The organism is Streptomyces blattellae, from assembly GCF_009709555.1.
Lineage (GTDB): Bacteria > Actinomycetota > Actinomycetes > Streptomycetales > Streptomycetaceae > Streptomyces > Streptomyces blattellae.
The window spans coordinates 35,460-55,001 of record NZ_WJBG01000225.1 but is presented as its reverse complement, the minus strand read 5'-3'; the positions used below and the strand labels follow the sequence as shown (position 1 = coordinate 55,001).

At 69.8% G+C, this 19,542-nt stretch carries 18 protein-coding genes; 10 read left to right on the top strand and 8 right to left on the bottom strand.

The features are described from left to right. The first annotated feature begins 26 nt into the window (after positions 1-26). Positions 27-1,973 (top strand): helix-turn-helix domain-containing protein, encoded by a 1,947-nt coding sequence (locus GFH49_RS32410; protein ID WP_155059626.1) that lies wholly within the window; start codon positions 27-29, stop codon positions 1,971-1,973. A gap of 55 nt (positions 1,974-2,028) precedes the next feature. Here GFH49_RS32410 and GFH49_RS32405 read toward each other — a convergent pair whose 3' ends face one another. Beyond that, positions 2,029-2,304, bottom strand: coding sequence for a hypothetical protein (locus tag GFH49_RS32405; protein WP_196218196.1), 276 nt, complete (start codon positions 2,302-2,304; stop codon positions 2,029-2,031). A gap of 297 nt (positions 2,305-2,601) precedes the next feature. Here GFH49_RS32405 and GFH49_RS32400 point away from each other — a divergent pair, with 297 nt between their 5' ends. The 7 genes from GFH49_RS32400 to GFH49_RS32370 all read left to right on the top strand — a co-directional run bounded on the left by GFH49_RS32400 (position 2,602) and on the right by GFH49_RS32370 (position 9,428). Continuing rightward, the gene (locus GFH49_RS32400; RefSeq protein WP_155059625.1) at positions 2,602-3,438 is read left to right on the top strand and encodes a prephenate dehydratase; all 837 of its coding nucleotides are present in this window, start codon (positions 2,602-2,604) and stop codon (positions 3,436-3,438) included. A gap of 411 nt (positions 3,439-3,849) precedes the next feature. After that, positions 3,850-4,365: a peptide-methionine (S)-S-oxide reductase MsrA gene (gene msrA / locus GFH49_RS32395; protein WP_155059624.1), complete on the top strand. Its 516-nt coding sequence runs from the start codon at positions 3,850-3,852 to the stop codon at positions 4,363-4,365. Between the two features lie 127 nt (positions 4,366-4,492). After that, on the top strand, positions 4,493-5,008 hold the full coding sequence (locus GFH49_RS32390; RefSeq protein ID WP_155059623.1) for a hypothetical protein: 516 nt from the start codon (positions 4,493-4,495) through the stop codon (positions 5,006-5,008). A gap of 366 nt (positions 5,009-5,374) precedes the next feature. Further along, complete coding sequence (locus tag GFH49_RS32385; protein ID WP_155059622.1) at positions 5,375-6,316, top strand: VOC family protein; 942 nt, start codon at positions 5,375-5,377, stop codon at positions 6,314-6,316. Positions 6,317-6,448: 132 nt separating this feature from the next. Then, positions 6,449-6,772 (top strand): putative quinol monooxygenase, encoded by a 324-nt coding sequence (locus GFH49_RS32380; RefSeq protein ID WP_155059621.1) that lies wholly within the window; start codon positions 6,449-6,451, stop codon positions 6,770-6,772. 751 nt (positions 6,773-7,523) lie between these two features. After that, a complete protein-coding gene (gene pstS, locus GFH49_RS32375) occupies positions 7,524-8,669 on the top strand; it encodes a phosphate ABC transporter substrate-binding protein PstS (RefSeq protein ID WP_155059620.1) in 1,146 nt (381 codons plus the stop codon). Positions 8,670-8,747: 78 nt separating this feature from the next. Beyond that, positions 8,748-9,428, top strand: coding sequence for a DUF899 family protein (locus GFH49_RS32370; protein WP_155059619.1), 681 nt, complete (start codon positions 8,748-8,750; stop codon positions 9,426-9,428). 123 nt (positions 9,429-9,551) lie between these two features. On the opposite strand, the gene GFH49_RS32365 is transcribed toward GFH49_RS32370, so the two are convergent. Together GFH49_RS32365 and GFH49_RS32360 are read right to left on the bottom strand one after the other, a co-directional pair. Further along, positions 9,552-10,421 carry a geranyl diphosphate 2-C-methyltransferase gene (locus tag GFH49_RS32365; protein WP_155059618.1) on the bottom strand — a complete coding sequence of 290 codons (870 nt, stop codon included), beginning with the start codon at positions 10,419-10,421 and terminating at the stop codon, positions 9,552-9,554. Between the two features lie 42 nt (positions 10,422-10,463). Beyond that, a complete protein-coding gene (locus GFH49_RS32360) occupies positions 10,464-11,636 on the bottom strand; it encodes a family 2 encapsulin nanocompartment cargo protein terpene cyclase (RefSeq protein WP_230396625.1) in 1,173 nt (390 codons plus the stop codon). Between the two features lie 363 nt (positions 11,637-11,999). On the opposite strand from GFH49_RS32360, the gene GFH49_RS32355 reads away from it, so the two are divergent. Beyond that, entirely contained in the window at positions 12,000-12,401 is a 402-nt protein-coding gene (locus GFH49_RS32355) for an SseB family protein (protein WP_155059617.1), read from the top strand. A gap of 99 nt (positions 12,402-12,500) precedes the next feature. On the opposite strand, the gene GFH49_RS32350 is transcribed toward GFH49_RS32355, so the two are convergent. The 5 genes from GFH49_RS32350 to GFH49_RS32330 form a co-directional block, all read right to left on the bottom strand. Further along, positions 12,501-12,890 (bottom strand): MarR family winged helix-turn-helix transcriptional regulator, encoded by a 390-nt coding sequence (locus GFH49_RS32350; RefSeq protein WP_155059616.1) that lies wholly within the window; start codon positions 12,888-12,890, stop codon positions 12,501-12,503. Between the two features lie 207 nt (positions 12,891-13,097). Continuing rightward, complete coding sequence (locus GFH49_RS32345; RefSeq protein ID WP_155059615.1) at positions 13,098-14,129, bottom strand: LacI family DNA-binding transcriptional regulator; 1,032 nt, start codon at positions 14,127-14,129, stop codon at positions 13,098-13,100. After that, positions 14,126-15,031, bottom strand: a complete 906-nt coding sequence (locus GFH49_RS32340; protein WP_155059614.1) for a carbohydrate ABC transporter permease — start codon at positions 15,029-15,031, stop codon at positions 14,126-14,128. Before GFH49_RS32340 ends, GFH49_RS32345 begins: the two co-directional genes overlap by 4 nt. After that, positions 15,028-15,951: a carbohydrate ABC transporter permease gene (locus tag GFH49_RS32335; protein ID WP_155059613.1), complete on the bottom strand. Its 924-nt coding sequence runs from the start codon at positions 15,949-15,951 to the stop codon at positions 15,028-15,030. Before GFH49_RS32335 ends, GFH49_RS32340 begins: the two co-directional genes overlap by 4 nt. Then, a complete protein-coding gene (locus GFH49_RS32330) occupies positions 15,948-17,267 on the bottom strand; it encodes an ABC transporter substrate-binding protein (protein WP_155059612.1) in 1,320 nt (439 codons plus the stop codon). Before GFH49_RS32330 ends, GFH49_RS32335 begins: the two co-directional genes overlap by 4 nt. 233 nt (positions 17,268-17,500) lie before the next feature. Here GFH49_RS32330 and GFH49_RS32325 point away from each other — a divergent pair, with 233 nt between their 5' ends. Continuing rightward, positions 17,501-19,522, top strand: coding sequence for a beta-galactosidase (locus GFH49_RS32325; RefSeq protein WP_155059611.1), 2,022 nt, complete (start codon positions 17,501-17,503; stop codon positions 19,520-19,522). Positions 19,523-19,542 lie beyond the last annotated feature (20 nt).

Below are 19,542 nucleotides of genomic sequence, written 5' to 3'. Positions count from 1 at the left end.
GCGGTGCGATGGGGAATCCTGTGACCATGTCCCACGATCACGTGCAGTCCGCCGAACGCTCCGCCGCCGGTGCCGGAGCGCCCTTCGGCAGCGCCGAGGCGCCGTTCCTCGAACTGCTGGCCCGCGGCGCCTCCGCCGAGGCCTACGATCAGCCGGTGCTCCTCGCCCGTGCCGAGGGCCGCCCCGCCGAGTGGATCGCAGCGCTCGAAGGGGCCAAGCGGACCGCGCTGCGGGTACGCGCGGAGCTGGAGGGACGGCGCCGGCGGGAGGCGGAGCTGTCAGCGCTGTTCGAGACGGCCCACGACCTGGCGGGCCTGCGCGACCTGGACGCCGTCCTGCAGGCGATCGTGCAGCGCGCCCGCTCCCTGCTCGGCACGGACGTCGCCTACCTGAGCCTGAACGACCCGCAGCGGGGCGACACCTACATGCGGGTGACCGAGGGCTCGGTCGCCGCGCGTTTCCAGCAGCTGCGGATCGGGATGGGGGAGGGGCTGGGCGGCCTCGTCGCCCAGACGGCCCGGCCGTACGTCACCGACGACTACTTCAAGGACGACCGCCTCCGGCACACCCTCACCATCGACACGGGCGTGCGGGACGAGGGCCTGGTCGCCATCCTCGGCGTGCCGCTCATGCTGGGGCACCACGTGATCGGAGTCCTGTTCGCGGCCGACCGGCGGGCCCGGGTCTTCGAGCGGGAGCAGATCGCGCTGCTCGGCTCCTTCGCCGCGCTCGCCGCGGCCGCCATCGACGCCGCCAACCTGCTCGCCGAGACCCGCTCGGCCCTGGCCGGCCTGGAGAAGGCCAACGAGATCATCCAGGACCGCAGCGGCGTCATCGAGCGCGCCTCCGACGTCCACGACCGGCTCGCCGGACTCGTGCTGCGCGGCGGCGGGGTCCACGACGTGGCCGCCGCCGTCTCCGAAGTCCTCGACGGCACCGTCCAGTTCATCGAGGCGTCCGCCGCACCCGCCGAGGCCCTGGAGGCATCCCGGTCCGAAGGACACGCCGTGCGGCACGCCGGCGACTGGATCGCCGCCGTGGCCGCCGGCGGCGAACTGCTCGGCGCGCTCGTGCTGCGCGGCCATCCCGGGCTCGACCCCGTCGACCAGCGCACCCTGGAACGCGCCGCGACGGTCACCTCCCTCCTGCTGCTCGCCCGGCGCTCCGCCGCCGAGGCCGAACAACGCGTCCGTGGCGAACTCCTCGACGACCTGCTGGACGCCCGCGCCCACGACCCCCGCCTGCTGCGCGAGCGCGCGGCGAGACTCCATGCCGACCTCGACGCCACCCATGTGATCCTCGCCGCCCGTCTCGACGGCGTCGCCGACGACGCCGACCAGGAGGCGGCTGCCCGCCGGCGCCTGTGGGGCGCCGCCTCCCGTCTGGCCGCCACCCGGCACGGACTGGCCGCCGCCCGCGACGGCGGCACGGTCCTGCTGCTGCCCCTCGACCAGAGGGACACCGCCACCGAACTGGCCCGCCGCACCGCCGCACACCTCGGCACGGCCGTCCACGAGGCGGTCACCGTCGGCGCCTCCGCCCCCGTGGCGGATCTCGCCGCCCGCCCGGACGCGGTGGCCGCCGCCTACGAGGAGAGCCGCCGCTGCCTCGACACGCTGCGACTGCTCGGCCGCCATGGTGACGGCTCCGCCGCGGAGGACTTCGGATTCCTCGGACTGCTCCTCGCCGGGGACCGGGACGTCGCCGGCTTCGTCGACCGCACCATCGGCCAGGTCGTCGCCTACGACGAGCGCCGCGGCACCGACCTGATGCGCACCCTCGACGCCTACTTCGCCTGCGGCATGAGCCCGGCCCGTACCAGGGACCGTCTGCACGTCCATGTGAACACGGTGGCCCAGCGCCTGGAACGGGTCGGCCGCCTCCTCGGCGACGACTGGCAGAGCCCGGCCCGTGCCCTGGAGATCCAACTCGCCCTGCGGCTGCACCGGTTGTCGGCACCGGCACCGAAGTGACGGCCCCGCACGCACGCGCGCACGGGGCCGCCCGTCTTGCCGCACCGGCAGCTGATCAGGCCGTACGCGCGTCCGCCGGATGCGCCGACGCGGGCACGGCGCCGGCGGACTGCTCGACGTCCGCCAGGTCACGAGGGCGGGTCCGGCCCCCCGAGGCAGAGCGCGGCCTTCCTTGCCGCGAACCATCCTCGGCCATCCCGACGGCGACGATGGTCAGGACGGCCGCGGCGATCACGAACAGGGCGATGGGCGTGCAGCTGCCGTGGTCGGACAGCGGGGCGGTGGCGATCAGCGGCGCCGACGAGCCCGCCGCGACCGAGGTGGACGACACGCTGGTTGCCCCGTCCACCGCCGCCGCGGCAGCCGAAGGGCCGCAGCACGGTGCACGACGAAGGCTGAGCCTGGCCCGCCGCCGTGCACTGGGCTGCGGCCCGCTCCGCCGGGCAGGGTCTGCCCCGTCCGTCGAGGAGCGGCTCGCCGTACCACACTCTCGCGTCGTGCGGGACCGCCGACCGGTACCCCTCGGTGAACCTGAGCGAGTCATGTTCACCGATACTTCAGCAGGTGCGGTGTGCGACGGAGCTCGTGCTGCCCCACGAAAAGATCTCCCCCAGGAAGGCTGAACACGGTGACGACCGCCGCATACCAAGGTGAGCCAGGATCCAACTCGGCGACCGCCGCGCGCGCCCTCTACCCCGCGGGCGGCGAACTGCCCTGCACCAGCTTCGAGCAGGCCCTGGACGCCGTGACGCTCGGCACCGCCGACGTCGCCGTCATCCCGGTCGACAACTCCGCGGCCGGACGCGTCGCCGACGTGCACCACCTGCTGCCGGAGTCTGGGTTGTTCATCGTCGCCGAGTACTTCCTCGCCATCCGCTTCGACCTGATGGGGGTGCCCGGCGCGACGCTGGACGAGGTGGAGTGCGTACGCAGTCATGTGCACGCGCTGGGACAGTGCCGCAAGGTGCTGCGGGAGGGCGGCTGGCGCACCCTCGTCAGCGACGACACGGCCGGAGCGGCGCGTGAGGTGGCCCAACTCGGCGACCCGGGGCACGCGGCGCTGGCCCCGCCCGCAGCGGCCGGGCTGTACGGCCTCGACGTGTTGCGGGCCGAGGTCGAGGACGACCCGGACAACACCACACGGTTCGTCGTCCTTTCCCGGGACGCCAAGCTGGCTCCGCGCACGGGGGAGCCGACGATGACGAGCCTGTTCTTCAGCGTTCGCAACATCCCCAGCGCGCTGTACAAGGCGCTCGGCGGCTTCGCGAGCAGCGGGGTGAACCTCACCAAGATCGAGAGCTACCAGATGGGCGCCGGGCTCAACGCCAGCCGCTTCTACGTGGAGGTCGAGGGCCACCCCGACGACGAGCGCGTCGCCCTCGCCCTGCACGAGCTGCGCTTCTTCTCCACCGAGGTGCGCATTCTCGGGGTGTACCCCGCGCATCCGCACCGGCTGAAGAGCTGAGCGCGACATCCGTACGGCAGAGGGGGCGGGGCCGCAGTCCGTATCAGCATCGGCGCTCTCGTCGGGGCGGGCAGGAAGGCCGGCGACCTGGACCAGGGCCTTGGCCTCGGGGTCGGCGTGGCGGCCGGGCGGCGGCGATGACCGGACAGCCGCCGACGCGCAGGTCGGGGTCTGCGGTCTCGGCGGTCTCGGTCGCGCCGTCGGCGGAGCCGCCGAGGGCGAACGCACCGGACGCGAGGCCCGCCGTGGCCGTCGCGGACGCGGGCCGACCTTGCCGGGGCTTCGTCACCCTGACTGGTGATGATCTTGTCTGCGTAAGTCACCGGTCAAGCGGGTGACCAAGTGGTTCCCTGGCCGACGTGCGAGCCTGGACCCCTGCGCGGACCGACGCCGACAGAAAGGTGAGGTGCCATGAGTGACGCCGAGGAGAGGGCGCTGCTGGCGGGCGGCTGCTTCTGGGGCATGCAGGAGCTGATCAGGGCGCTTCCCGGAGTGGTGCGCACCCGAGTGGGCTACAGCGGCGACAACGGCAAGCCCGAGCCCACCTATCGCGACCACGGAAAGCACGCCGAGTCGATCGAGATCGTCTTCGATCCCAAGGTCACCGACTACCGCACGATCCTGGAGTACTTCTTCCAGATCCACGACCCGACCACGAGGAACCGGCAGGGCAACGACATCGGCCTCAGCTACCGCTCAGCCATCTTCTACCTCGACGACGAGCAGCGCGGCATCGCGCAGGACACGATCGCCGACGTCGACGCGTCCGGGCTGTGGCCGGGACCGGCGGTGACCGAGGTGGTGCCGGCCGGCCCGTTCTGGGAGGCCGAGCCGGAGCACCAGGACTACCTCCAGCGCTACCCGGACGGCTACACCTGTCACTTCCCGCGCCCGAACTGGCGCCTGCCCAGGCGCGACGAGTCGTGAACACCGGCGCGGCCGTGTACTCCGGCTCAGTGGACCCCGCGTGATTTGACCGGTGACAGTTGGGGGCGGTTCGGCTCTACTGGGGCGCACGGCCGGTTCACGCTTCGGTACCCAATATGTCCCGCTGGTGCACACCCGGCGCCAGATCGTGGACGTGTACGGCACGGTGGTCACGGTGACGGATCACACGGTGTCGGCGGTGGTACCGGTCCGCGCGACGCCCGACGACAGCGGCTTTCGCCGCGCCGCTGTGCTCACCTGCGAAGAGTGCGGCGAGGACTTCCGCGTCGGTTACGTCAGCCGCTCCGAAGCACTGCGGCGGTTCTGCAGGAGTTGTCACTTGTGGACGTGGCTCGTGGTGTTGACCGGCTACGTGACAACCCTGGGGTTCACGTTCACGGCGGGGGGACTGCTCAGGGACCCGGCTCAAGGCGAGCCGGCAGCGATCTTCGCGCTCCTGGGGTTCGGGGTCTGCGGCATCCTGCCGGTGGCGAGGGCGCGCGAGGACGTACGGGACTTGAACCGCGACATCGTCTGGCTGGCGGACTCCGAGGCGCCGCCGCCCGAGGAGCGGCACGACTGGATACGTACGCGAGATCGAGGCACGGACGGCACCCGAAGCGCTGAGCCGACTCCGGAATGAGTCGCGTGCGTCTGCCGGCGCACTCCTCGTCAGTCCACTCCAGGTAGCGGCCGACTCCGCTCGTCCCTTCCTGACTCGCGCGCGAAGTCGTGCAAGACCGTTGCCAACCCGGACATCTGGCGGTTACGTTGCCACCGGTAGCGGACAACGATCCGCTTAGGTTCGCAGAGTCGGACTACGGCCGAGGCGTGTGCTCGGTGGCGCGGGGCCACCAGCACTGTCCCGCGTAGTCCCCGATTGTCCTCGACCTGGGGCTTGATGCGCCCGGTCGTGGCCAGGCCCCGTCGTCAGTGCAGCGTCGACATTCGATGCACGCAAGTGATCGGGTGATTTCTCCCACCGTTTCGGAGAGAAGGTAGACCGGCCATGGCATTTCAAATTTCGCAGATCGCCTTGTGCGCCAACGATCTTCCGGCGGCGAAAAGCTTTTACATGGACGTGTTCCGCTTTGAGGACGCGCGCAGCGAACTGGCGTGCGGGCAGGGCGTGGCCGAAGTGCAGGAACTCGGGTCGTATGCGTCGCTCTTCATCAACTGGCTGACGGGACGTCAGAAGTTCGCTCAGATCGAGATGTTCCAGCACGTTGCGCCCCCGCAGCGGCCGCTGCCCGACGACTGGCAGGTTTCGGACATCGGATGGGGGCGCTTCGGTATTCTGGTGACCGATTTCGACGCCTGCCTTTCCCGGCTTGCCGCGCATGGCGTGAGAACCTTGACCGATCCGGTGGAACTGGGCGGGCAGAGGCGTTTCTCCTTCCGCGATCCCTATGCCGGCATCGTGGTCGAGGTGCTGGAAGACAGTGCCGGCCCGGCGGATGACGCGAAATCCTCGCTCCCCGCGCTCGCCAACGTCGCCCTGTCGGTGAAAGATCTGGAGGGTGCGCGGAAATTCTGGATCGACGATCTGGGACTGCCCGAAGACCGCGATTTCGTGATCGACATGGACCGGGAGCGGCTATGGGGCTTCGAGGACGCCGACGTCGACGGATTTAGCGTCAAGCTCAACGACATCAGGGTCGAGATCATGGCCTATCGCCGTCCGGCCGGGCGCGTGCTCGACGATCGCCTGCTGAGCGACCAGGGCATCATGAACATCGGGCTCGGCTTCCGCGATCGCGAGACTCTGGTGGACTTCGTCCAGCGTCTTGAGAAGCGCGGCTATCAGATACCGGCACCAATCGGCGCGGAGCCGATCTTCGCGACCTACATGCGCGGGCACGAGCACGTGTCGGTGGAGATGTTCAGTTGCCCCGAAGATTTCGAGGAGCGGATCGGCTTCGTCGCACGGTCGGACATGCGGTTGTTCTGACTTTCCCGAGAGGACTCAGAGACCGCCGTCCGTGCGGGCGGTGCCGTCGCGCGCGGCGACGCGGCCGACGTGAGGGCGCTTTGCGCGGGTTCAGTTCGGCTATTGGTGCACGGAAAACGAAAAGGAGATGTGATGATATTTATTGAGGTGGCGCTGAAGGCGGCAAGCGAAACCGCGCTTCAGGGTTTCCTTCCCACGATACGTGCGGCCATGGAAGGGACGCACAAGGAAAAGGGGAGCCTCATATACCGCTTCACAGTCGATCTTGACGATCCCTGCGTCCTCCGGGTCACCGAATTGTGGGAGAGCGAGGAGGCTCTGTTCGCGCATTTCGAAGGCGAACCGGTCAAGCTCACGATGGAGATCATTCCAGAATTGCAGGTGCTCAGCATGCAGGCGTATCAGGGCGACCTTGTGCCCTACGAGGTGCCGCTTCCGGCGGAACTGCGCAGCTGAGTTCCGGCCGGCGCACCACTCGCAGACGCCCGCCCTGCGGGCGCCGGTCACTGAACGCGTCCCTCTTCGGGGAAATCCTCGCCGTCCGTTGAAGACCCTCCATGCCGTCATGACCTGCCCATGGGGCCCTGGCCGACGGCTGTGAACTGGCGCTGCCCGCCGGCCTGATCGCCGCCGCACGGGACGCGGAGTTCGGGCTGCCGTAGGTGAAGCGCGACTTTGTCGCGGCTGTCGGCGGGCTGCTGCGGTTGCCCCGAGCACTGCCCTGCCAGCCTGCGGCGGTACTCGCGCTCACCGGCGCCCCGATCTCCGCCGGGGCCGCCCACGCGCACGGTGGGGTCAACCTGATGACCAGGCTTGGCGGAGCGCTCGCAGGCGCCCGTGAGCCGGCCCCCGCATCGCAGCCAGCGGTCCGCTCGCGCTCCGCACGGCCCAAGCGGATGGTGTCCGCTCGTGTCCGCCGACGCCCAGGAGGGCGTCCGCGCATTCGCCGGGAAGCGAGCGCCGGTAAGGCGCAGGAAGTGACCGGGCGGTCGCCGCTGAAGCGTTTCCGCCGGATGCCGCCGGCGGCATCTCCGGTGGCGCAATCGTTCGAGACGAAGGCATCCTTGCCAAAGGTGACTTAATGGTCACCTTTGGCTACTGCGAGTGAACGCGGGCGTTGCTGCTCGGACGTGCGCTGCGGAGGCCACAGGGCACCACAGCCCTTGGCCGCGCCGATCCGGCGGTCTGAAGAACGGAGCACCGAAGAGTGAAGCCTCAGCGCAAGAGAAGGCCGCGCACCCTGGTGGCCGGCTCGGCGATCGTCTCCGGTGCCCTGCTCCTGACGGCCTGCGGCTCGAACGGCAGCTCCCGGCCCTCCGGCGCAGCGCCCATGGCCGCCTCGCCGACCACCACGGGCGCCGGCGGCGTCACGTGCGGCAAGGCGGCCACTGTGCCGGCCTCCGGCTCGACCGCGCAGGAGTTCGCGATGCAGTTCTGGATCAAGAACTACATGCGGGCCTGCCCCGGGACCCGGATCAACTACGAAGGCAACGGCTCCGGAGCCGGCCAGACCGATTTCCTGAACGGCAGAACCGCCTTCGCGGGTTCCGACGCCGCACTGAGCGCCACCCAGATCACCCAGTCCCGCAGCGTCTGCTCCAACGGCGGTCGGGCCGTCCACCTGCCCATGCTCGGCGGCCCGATCGCCATCGCCTACAACCTGCCAGGGGTCAGCAAGCTGATCCTGGACGCGCCCACGCTCGCCAAGGTCTTCGATTCGCAGATCACGAAGTGGAACGATCCGGCGATCGCGAAACTCAACCCCGGCACCAAGCTGCCGTCGACGTCGATCAAGGCGTCGCACCGCTCCGATTCCTCCGGCACGACGGACAATTTCACCTCCTACCTGAGCGCCGCCGCACCGGGCGCCTGGCGGCACGGGCACAACAAGGAGTGGCAGGCCAAGGGCGGCCAGTCCGCCAAGGGTTCCTCGGGCCTTGCCGAACAGGTGAAGAAGACCGCGGGCGCGATCGGCTATGTCGAGCTGTCGTATGCGATCGCCCGGAACATTCCCTCGGTCGCGATCGCCACCGGGGCCACCGCTCCGGTCGACGCCAGTGTCTTCACGGCCTCCAAGGCGATCGCCGGTGCCGAGGTCGCCGGCGCCGACGGCGACCTCGTACTCAGGCTCGACTACGCGACCAAGGCGCCGGGCGCCTACCCGATCGCCCTGGTCACGTACGAGATCGTCTGCGACAAGGGCAACAGACCGGCGACCTGGTCGGCCACCAAGGCGTTCCTGACGTACCTCGCCGGCGCGAAGGGCCAGGAGGACCTGAGCTTCCAGGGCTACGCGACGCTCCCGGCCACCATCGTGGACAAGGTCCGCAGCAAGATCGACAGCCTGTCCTGACGCGGCGCATACGGTGGTGGGGAGAAGCCGATCGTGGCCGTCAGCCAGTAAAGACTGTAACGGGGGCCGGAGGTAGCGATGCGTCCCACCCGTCTCACCGAGGAGTCGGCCGAATACGTCACCGCCCGAGAGGAGCTGCGGCAGGCCGAGATCGAGCTGATGCGCCATCGCGAGCGCGTCGCCGACCTGCGGCGCCGGTTGCCGCTGGGGCCGGTCGTCGACGACTACGTGTTCGAGGAGGGCCCGGCCGATCTGGACGCCGGTGACGCACCCGTGCACACCGTGCGGCTGGCGGAACTGTTCACCCGGCCCGGACGTGACCTGGTCGTCTACCACCTCATGTACGGCAAGAAGCAGACCGAGCCGTGCCCCATGTGCACGATGTGGTGCGACGGGTTCAACGGCGTGGCCCGCCACCTCGCGCAGAACGTCGACCTCGCCATCGTCGCCGCCGCCGACCCGCCCACGCTCCGTGCGCACGCCAGGAACCGGAAGTGGACGAACCTGCGACTGCTCAGCGCCGGGACCGGCACCTTCAAATACGACCTGGGCAGCGAGGACGCCGAGGGCAACCAGGACTCCACGGTGTCCGTGTTCACGCGCGACGACGACGGGTCGGTGCGCCACTCCTACTCCGCGCACCCTCGGATGTCCGACGACATCGACCAGCGAGGCATCGACCTGCTCAGCCCGGTGTGGCACGTCCTCGACCTGACTCCCCAGGGCCGGGGGGACTGGGCCGCCGCCCTCAGCTACTGAGCCCCAGCGGCCGCCCGGCCCAGGGCATCTTCCGGTGCGGCGCCGACCGCCCGTGGGGAATGGGCCTCGGCCGCCGCGGGGGCAACGGAGTCTCCGCCGCCCCCGACCCGTCGTCGTCCCGGGTCAGATCCGGTCGGCCGCGATCAGGAGGTAGTGGAAGCTGCCTTCCTTGTACGCGGTCAGGAACGCCTCCTCGATCCCCGTCGCCACCTCGGACTGGGCCCGCAGTTCCCAGTAGGGAATCGTCGCGGGCGTCAGGTCGACCACGTCGATCGGTACGAGGCCGTTCCCGGCGAGGGCCCTGAAGTACTCGCTGCGGGGGTGGATGTTGCACGTGTAGTGCTCGTCGATCCTGCTGACCGCCTTGGACCGCAGCCCCTGGACGTCGTTGGAGCACCCGGTGACGCACACGTACCGGCCGCCGTACTCCAGCAGCCGCGCGAACTCCCCGTACAACTCGAAGAGATCGACGTACATCGTCGTCTCGTTGGTCCAGATGCCGCGCCGGGAGCCGGTGGCGAGACCGGTGTCGAGCATGTTGCGGAAGTGGAAGCGGACCTGGTCGGCCACGCCCCGCTTGATCGCCTGGTCGCTCGCGAAGGCGACCTGCTGCTCGGAGATGCTCACACCGTCGACGTGGCAGCCGAAGCGGGCGTTGGCCATGATGCTGGTGCCGCCGCGGCCGGAACCCGCGTCCAGGAGACGGTCCTCGGGGCGGATCTCGCCGAGGTGGTCGAGGAGCACGTCGGCCTGCGCGGTCTCCAGCCGGTGCATCTCCTCGATCATGCGCTGCTCGCGGGTGCCGGCCGGGCCTTCGAGGACGGACCGGTCGTATTCGCCGAGGCCGTAGTGGTGGTGGTACAGGTCGTCGACCTCACCGAGGCGGAGATTGACCGGGTTCTTCTCGGCGTTCCAGTAGGCGGCGACCGACTTCTGGTAGGCGGTGCGCAGGACGTGGTGTGCGGTGTGCACGGGCGTCTCGATGATGGACATGGCGAATCGATCTCCTTGCTGGTGAAGCGATGTGAGTCAGCGTCAGGTCGCGGTGGTGTAGCGGGCGCTGCGGGCGTGCCATTCGCGGCTGCCGCCCAGCCAGGCCCAGATGCCGGCCAGGAAGCGGCGCAGCTCGGGGGAGCCGGTGAGGGCGAGGGCAGCCGCTTCCGCCTCGAAGGTGTGCATGAGTTCGTTGTGGATGTCGACGGTGCGCTCCACGGCCTCCTCCAGGGAGCAGTCGTCCTCGGCGGCGATCAGCCGGGGCAGGCTGAAGTCCGTCGGGCTCTCCTTGCCCATGGAGTACAGGTCGTTGACGATCACGCTCGCGGAGCCCGCCATGGTGAAGGCGCGGCGCACCCGCGGGTCGGCGAACTCACCCTGCGACAGCTCGTACCCGGCGACCGCGTCGATGAGCACCATGCAGGGCACGAAGCTGTTCTCGTGCCGGTGCATCAGGAACTCCCAGACAGGCGGCGTCTGTTCGCTCAGCTGCCAGACAGCCTCCTGGTTGTACGCCACGAACATGATGGACAGTTCGTTGCGCAGCCGGCGCACCTGGCTGGTGGTGGCGTACCGGGCCAGGTCGCCGAGCCCCGCGCGCAGGGCCCGCATGACCGGGTCGGCCCGGACGACCTTTTCCAGCTGCGGCGCGTACGCCGGCGGAAGGTGGGCCTGGTCGATCACCGAGTGGGCGATCGCGAGGCGCTGCCCGAGCAGTTCGGGCCGGGCCTCCTCCACTTCGCCGTCCATGTAGTGGTCGTCGACGGACCACTCGGACAGGGCGCACTTGGCCGCCGCCAGCAGCCGGTCGGGATCGTCCGACTCGGGGTGCGCCAGCATGATCAGTCGGCCGAAGCCCGCCCGCTGGACCTTGTCGAGCTGGCCGGGGTAGATCCCGACCTCCTCGGCCCACTCGACCAGCCGCGCGTCGACGGTCTCGCCCAGGGCTGGGTCGTCACGCACGGCGGGCGGACAGTGCAGCCGCGCGCCGGGTTCGACGGGCGGCACCTCCGCGGGCGGACCGGGGGCGAACGCTCGGGCGGCCGACGTACCGAGACCGGCGGGACCCGTCGGCATACGTGGCCCCGGCAGTCGTACGACGGCGGCGGGCGGCGGCGTGGGCAGTGCGGCCCCCACCGGCCGGACCGCCGACGTACCCGGTCCGGCGGGAGCGGACGGCAGCCGCAGCCGCGCGGTGACCCGCGCCGACAGCAACGCCGCGATCAGCTCGGCCAGTTCGGCGCCGGCCGGGGGCGCCCTTCTCTCCTGTCGCCATGAGTGACAATCGATGTGCGGACTGTCACATTCCGCGACTACAGCTACCCGTGGCCGGGCCAGTCGAGTGATGCCGGTGGACGGCGCACGAGGCACGCCCCGGGACCAGATGCCCCCGCACCACCCCGAATTCCCCCACATGCACCTGATTGGCGGTATACGGTCGGTACCTCGGACCACTTGCCGTGTGCACGCCGCCCCATCCTGATCTCGGAGGAATGCGCTGCTCCGGATGGGGTACGCGAGCAGGACCCGCCTCCGTTCCGAGCGGGCCGTACGACTGCCGCTACCAGGGAATCTGCCATGGAGACACCTCACACCACCGCCACCGCGGCCCAGCGCGCGCTGGATGTGCTGGCCCAGAACACCGAGGACACGGCGGCGCTGGACACGCTCGCGAGCGCCGACGTGCTCGTGCCCGTGCCCGACGACGTCAGCGAGGAGGACGCCACCGATCCCGGGGCCGTGGCGCTGCCGGTCATCGAGCATCCGGGAGGCGAACCGACGGTGCCCGTGTTCACCTCGGAACCGGAGTTGGCCGGTCTGCTGCCGTTCGTCTCCCGCTACCGACTGGTGCCGCTGGGTGCCCTCGCCGCACAGTGGCCCGCCGACGATCTGGCCCTCACCATCGACGGGGCCTCCCGGCATCCGCTGACCCTCACGTCGGAGGGAGTGCGGACCCTGCTGGCCCGCCCGCACGGGTGAGCGCGCCGAGTTCGACCACACTGGAGGCGGTGGCGAACTCGGCGGCGGTGTCGCACAGCTGCTGAACTCGGCCGCCTGGTCCGCTGAACGCCGCCCTTTTCAGCCGCCCAGCATCCGGGCCAGCGCCGCCCGCTGCAACGGCAGGACCTCCGCGTGCAGGTCGCGGCCCTTGCCCGTCAGGGCCACCCAGACCCCGCGCCGGTCCTCCACGCACACCGAGCGCTCCACCAGGCCGTCCTTCTCCAGTCGGCCGATGAGCCGGGACAGCGCGCTCTGGCTGAGATGGACCCGGCCGACGAGGTTCTGCACCCGGCAGTGGTCGCCCTGCTCGGGCGAGGTGGAGGCGAGGATGTCGAGGACCTCGAAATCGCTCGCCCCCAGCCCGTGCGGATGGAGCGCTCGGTCGATCTCGCAGATCGTGCGTGCGTGCACCGACAGGATGTCCCGCCAGCGTTCCTCAAGCCGAGCCTCGGCCGCGTCGACTGCCATACACCCCATGTTAATGCACATGCATCCACACCTGAACGGCACTCGAAAGACGACTCAGGCAGGATGCTGGAGCAGTCCGCACCCGCCTTCTGCGCCAGGTCACGCCGAGGGGTTCACCCGCTGGTCGCACGCTGGGACGGGGGAGTGGCGGGCGGCTTCTCGGCTCCTGGCCACCGGTTGCTCCGGCCCACCGCGTACGACCGGGGGCTACGCCGACTCCCGCTTCACCAGCTCCGTCGGCAGGATCACCGCCGCCGGGTCCTCGCCGCCGATCTGGGCCAGCAGCACCCGCACCATCTCGTTGCTGATGCGGTCGTAGGGCTGGCGGATCGTGGTGAGGGCGGGGGTGGACTCCGTCGCGGCGGTGGAGTCGTCGAAGCCGCCCACCGACACGTCCTCGGGGACCCGGCGGCCCGCCCGGCGCAGTGCCGTCAGCGCGCCCTGCGCCATCAGGTCGGAGGCCACGAACACGGCGTCCATGTCCGGGGCCCGCGCCAGCAGCCGTTCGGCCCCGGCCTCGCCGCTGGCCCGGCTGTAGTCGCCGGAGACGATGAGGCGCTCGTCGATCCCGACGCCCGCCTCGATGAGCACCTCCTTGTACCCGGCGAGGCGGTCGACGCCACCCGGGCTGTCCAGCGGACCGGTCACGACACCGATGCGGCGGCGGCCCAGCGAGAGCAGATGGCGCACCATGTCACGGGCGCCGTCCCGGTCGTCGGCGGCCACGTAACTCACCTTGGAGCCGCGTCCCATGGGCTTGCCGCACTGCACGACGGGCACCCCCGCCTCGCGCAGTTCGTCGGCCACCAGGTCCCCGGAGTGGCCGGACACCACGAGCACGCCGTCGACGTGGCCCGCGGTGATGTACCGCGTTATCCGGCGCCGTTCGTCCTCCGTGCCGGCCAGCATCAGCAGCAGCGGGATGTCGTGCGAGGCCAGCGCCTGGGTGCAACACCGCAGCAGGACATTGAAGTTGGGGTCCTCGAAGAGCTTCTCCTGCGGTTCCGTCAGCAGAAAGCCGATCGAGTCCGACCGTCCGGTGATCAGCGAGCGGGCGTGCCGGTTGACGACGTAACCCGTCTTGCGGATCGCGGCGTTGACCGCCTCCTGGGCGGTGGGGCTGACGTAGTGCCCGCCGTTGAGCACACGCGAGACGGTGCCCCGGGAGACCCCTGCCTCGCGCGCCACGTCATGGATCGTCGGCGGTCTGCGTCGGCCCCCCGTATTGCTCATGGTCATGACTTTACGGCTCCGGAGAGCAGATCGAGGCTCCAGAACCGCTGGATGACCAGGAAGAGCGCCACCAGCGGGACGACCGCGATGAGGGCGCCGGTGATCACCAGGGTGTAGAGCGCCGGGGTGTTCGCGCCCTGCTCCAGGAGCGTGTACAGACCGAGCGTGATCGGGAACTTCTCGTCGTCGCTGAGCATGATGTACGGCAGCAGGAAGTTGTTCCACACGGCGACGAACTGGAACAGGAACACCGTCACCAGCCCCGGCACCATCATCGGCAGCGCGACCCGGGTGAAGATCCGCCACTCGCTCGCGCCGTCCATCCGCCCGGCCTCGACCACGTCGGCCGGGACGGCGGCGGTGGCGTAGATCCGGGAGAGGTAGACGCCGTACGGCGACAGGATCAGCGGCAGCAGCACGGACAGGTACGAGTCCGTGAGGTTCGCCTCCGCCAGCAGCAGGTACTGCGGGATGGCGAGGATCACCGGCGGCATCAGCACACCCGCGAGCAGCACGTTGAAGATCGCCTCCCGGCCGCGGAAGCGGTAGATCGCCAGCGCGTAGCCGCTGAACGCCGACACGACCGTCGACAGCAGGGCGCCCACACCGGCGTACAGGGCGGAGTTGCCCATCCACTTCCAGTAGACGCCGTCGCGATAGGCGTTGAGGTCCCTGATGTTGTCGGCGAAGCCGCTGCCCGGCAGGAACGTGAACGTGGAGAACAGCTCACTGCCGGACTTGGTGGCCGCGATCGCCACCCAGGCGACGGGCAGCAGGCAGTAGATCGCGCCGATCAGCAGCGTGATCGTCGGTATGAGGGCGATCCGGCGGCGCAGCGGCGGGCCCTGGGCGGTGCCGGGCGTGGTGCCGGCGGCCGGCGCGGCCTTGCGGACGGCAAGAGAACTCATCGTGCTGCCTCCTGCCTGGTACGGCGGTTCGCGGCTCGCAGGAAGCCGAAGGACAGCACGAGCGTGACGAAGGCGATGATCACGGCCTGGGCGGCGGCCGCGTAGATGTCGCCCTTGCCGAAGGCGTCCTGGTACACCTTCATCAGTGGACTCCAGCTCGTGTTCACGGAGTTGGTGAGGGGCTTGAGGGTGGTCGGCTCGCTGAACACCTGGAGCGTCGCGATGATCGAGAAGAAGAAGGTGAGCACCAGAGACGGCGCCACCATCGGAATCTTGACCTTCAGCGCGATCTGCACCGGGGTGGCGCCGTCCAGCTTCGCCGCCTCGTACACCTCCGCCGGGATGGCCTGCAGGGAGGTGTAGATGACGATCATGTTGAAGCCGGTGCCGCCCCAGACCGCGATGTTCGACAGGGCGAGATACAGCGGACCGCCGTCCAGCAGGTCCGGCTGCGGCAGACCCAGCTTGTCGAGCACGAAGTAGAACGGGCTGACGTCCGGCAGATACAGGAAGCCCCACAGCAGCGCTGCCACCACGCCGGGAATGGCGTACGGCAGGAAGATCGCGAGCCGGGTGAAGGGGGCGAGCCGCACCTTGTCGGAGTCCAGCATCAACGCGAACAGCAGGGCCAGGCCCAGCATCACCGGGATCACGATGCAGCCGTAGCCCAGCACACGCAGCGCGCCGTCCACCAGCTCGCTGTCGGTGAGGGCGTCGGTGTAGTTCTCCAGGCCGGCCCAGACCTCCGTACGGGCGCCGGAGCCCAGGCCGAGGCCCGAGACCCGCACTTTGCGGAAGCTGAGCCAGAGGGCGTAGCCGATGGGGAGTGCGAAGAACAGGAGGAAGAGGACCGTTGCGGGAAGAAGGAAGGCGTACGGGGCCCCCTTGACCCCGTACGACTTCCGGCGTGCGCTGGTCACTCGGAGACTCCGAAGCCCTGCTTCTTCATGTCGGCTACCGTGTCGTCCTGCATCGTCTTCAGGGCGTCGGTGAAGTCCGACTTGTTCTTGGCGGCGGCGCCGAACGCGTCCTTGAAGCTCGTGTAGGCGACGTTCACGTTCGGGCCCCACGCGGACGGCGCGGTGGTCTCCGCGATCTCGGCGGCCTCGGTGTAGAAGTCCGCCTGGTTGGAGAAGTAGTCCGGCGGGGTCTGGAAGGCGCCGCTGAGCTGGGCGGACGTGGAGGCCGGGTAGATGCCGCCCTCCTTGGCCAGCGCGTTGAGCGCTTCGCCGTCGGTGTTCAGCCAGGCGGCGAACTTCGCGGCGGCCTCCTTGTGCTCGGAGTCCGTGGTGACGCCGGTGGAGGAGCCGCCCCAGCTGCCGGTGACGTTCTCGCTCTCGGACCACTGGGGGAGCGGGGCCATGGCCCACTTGCCCTTGGTGTCGGGCGCGGCGGTGGTCAGCGTGCCCGGCGCCCACACGGCGGAGACCCAGGCGATCTGCTTGCCGGTGTTCAGCGCCTTGTTCCAGGCCGGGGTGTACATCGGCTGGTTGTCGATGGCGCCTTCCGCGACGAGGTCACCCCAGAACGTGGCGACCTTCTGGGTCGCCGCGTCATCGATGCCGACCTTCCACTTGTCGCCCTCGGTGGTCCACCACTGCGCGCCGGCCTGCTGGGCGAGGCCCGCGAAGAGGCCGGAGTCGTTGGCGGAGAACGTGGTGAGGTCGGTGTCCGGGGACTTCTTCTTCAGCGCGCGGGCCGTTTCGGCGAACTCGTCCCAGGTCGTCGGAACCGTCAGGTCGTACTTCTTGAACAGGTCCTCGCGGTAGTAGAACATCATCGGCCCGATGTCCTGCGGGACCGCGTAGACCGCGTCCGTGCCGAGCGTGGTCTGCTGCCAGACGCCCTCGGCGAACTTGCTCTGCGCGTCGCCGACGTCACCCGATATGTCGGCGAGCGCGTCATTGCTGACCAGTGTCGGCAGCGCCTGGTACTCGGCCTGCACCAGGTCGGGCGCCTCGCCCGCCTTGTGCGCGGTGAGGATCTTGGTGACCAGGGTGTCGCCGGACGCCTGCTTCTTCACCGTGACATTGATCTGCTCCTCCTTGCCCTGGCCCTTGTTCCACAGGTCGACGACCTTGTCCATGCCGGGCGTCCAGGTCCAGTACGTCAGCGAGACCGGCCCCGATTCGGTTTCGCTGTCGTCGTCGGACGAGCCGCAAGCGGCGAGGGCGGTGGCACCGAGTGTGACGGCGACGGTGGTTGCCACGAGGCGTCGGCGCTTCGTGTTCGGCATGGATCTCTCCCCTGACCTGGGTCCTCGCCTGCTGCGAGAACCTGCCCCTCTTGTTGCGCGGCTCACCTCCGGGGGGCTTCCCCTCGGCTCGCTCGCGGTGCTTCTGTGAGCGTTCACAGTAGAGAAACATCCTGGACACTTGTCAATGGTTGTTGCTGTGCGGTTATGTTGGGATCGCGTCGCCGCAGCTGTGTGTGCACGTTCCCAAATGATCGACCAAACGGGAGAAATCCATGCCGGATACCACCCCCAGGGGCCTCACCAGGCTCGCCTTCGGTGGGGACTACAACCCCGAGCAGTGGCCGGAGAGCGTCTGGTACGAGGACGTCCGGCTGATGCGGGAGGCCGGGGTCACCATGGTGAGCGTCGGGATCTTCTCCTGGGCGCTGCTGGAACGCTCACCCGGGGAGTACGACTTCGGCTGGCTCGACCGCCTGCTCGACCTGCTGCACGAGAACGGCATCCGCGCCGACCTGGGCACCCCCACCGCCGCCCCGCCCGCCTGGTTCTACCGCGCCCACCCCGAGGCCCTGCCGGTCACCGCGGAGGGCGTGCGCTACGAGTTCGGCTCGCGCGCGGCCATCTGCCACAGCAACGCCGACTACCGTGCCGCCGCCGCTGACATCACCACACGGCTCGCCGAGCGCTACGGCGACCACCCGGCGCTGGCGATATGGCACGTGCACAACGAGTACGGCGTCCCGGTCTCCGCCTGCTACTGCGACTCCTGCGCCGCCCACTTCCGCCGCTGGCTGGCCACGACGTACGAGACGGTGGACGCGGTCAACGACGCCTGGGGAACGGCGTTCTGGGGCCAGCGCTACGGCGACTTCGAGCAGATCAACCCGCCGCGGCTCGCGCCCACCGTCGGCAACCCGGCCCAGGCGCTGGACTACAAGCGGTTCGCCGACGCCACCATGCGCGAGAACTTCGTGATGGAGCGGGACATCCTGCACCGGCTCTCACCCGGCGTCCCGGTCACGACGAACTTCATGACCGCACTCAGCCAGTGCGACTCCGTCGACTACTGGGCCTGGGGCCGCGAGGTCGACATCGTCACCAACGACCACTACCTGATCACCGACGGCCGCCGCACCCACGTCAACCTGGCGATGGCCGCCGACCTCACCCGCTCCGTCGCCGACGGCGCCCCCTGGCTGCTCCTGGAGCACTCCACGTCGGGCGTCAACTGGCAGCCCCGCAACCCCGCCAAGGCCCCCGGCCAGATGGCCCGCAACTCCCTCACCCACGTGGCCCGCGGCTCCGACGGCGCCCTGTTCTTCCAGTGGCGGCAGTCCCGTCGTGGCGCCGAGAAGTTCCACTCGGCGATGCTGCCGCACGGTGGCACGGACACCCGCGTCTGGCGCGAGGTCGTCGAACTCGGCGCCTCCATCGACTCGTTGAGCCCGCTGCGCGGCACCCGCACCCGGGCCGACGTGGCCGTCCTGTGGGACTGGCACTCGTGGTGGGCGCAGAACCTCCAGTGGCGCCCCACCGAGGACCACGACGCGCGCGAGCGCGCCGACTCCTTCTACGAGGCCCTGTACGACCGTCACCTCACGGTCGACTTCGCCCACCCGGAAGCCGACTTGTCGAGGTATCCCCTTGTCGTCGTGCCGGCTCTGTACCTGATGACGGAGGCGGCCGGGAACAACGTGCGCGAGTACGTCGAGAACGGCGGCACCCTCGTCGTGTCGTACTTCTCGGGCATCGTCGACGAGCACGACGCCGTGCACGAGGGCGCCTGTCCGGGCCCGCTCAGGGAGGTCCTCGGCCTGACCGTCGAGGAGTTCTCGCCGCTCCTGGAAGGCGACAGCGTCCGGATCACCGGCCCGGACGGCTCCGAACTCACCGGCGACGTGTGGACCGAGTTCGTGGTTCCCGGCGCCGCCGAGACCGTGTGGACGTACGCCGACGGCCTCACCGCCGGCCACCCGGCCGTCACCCGGCACCGCCTCGGCGAGGGCACCGCCTGGTACGTGTCCACCCGCCTCGACGCACACGGCCTGGACGCCCTGCTCGGCTGGGCCGCAGAGGACGCCCGTATCCCGCCGCGCGCCGACCTGCCGTACGACGTCGAAGTGGTGCGCCGAACCGGCGATTCGGGCACGTTCCTGTTCGCGATCAACCACAGCCCGTCCGACGCCAAGGTGCCGCTGGAGGCGCACGGCACCGAACTGCTGACGGGCGAACGCGCCGCGGGCCGTCTCGCGGTCCCCGCGGGAGCCGTGCGGGTCGTACGACTCGACGGCTGAGCCGACTCCCCTCCGCCCGC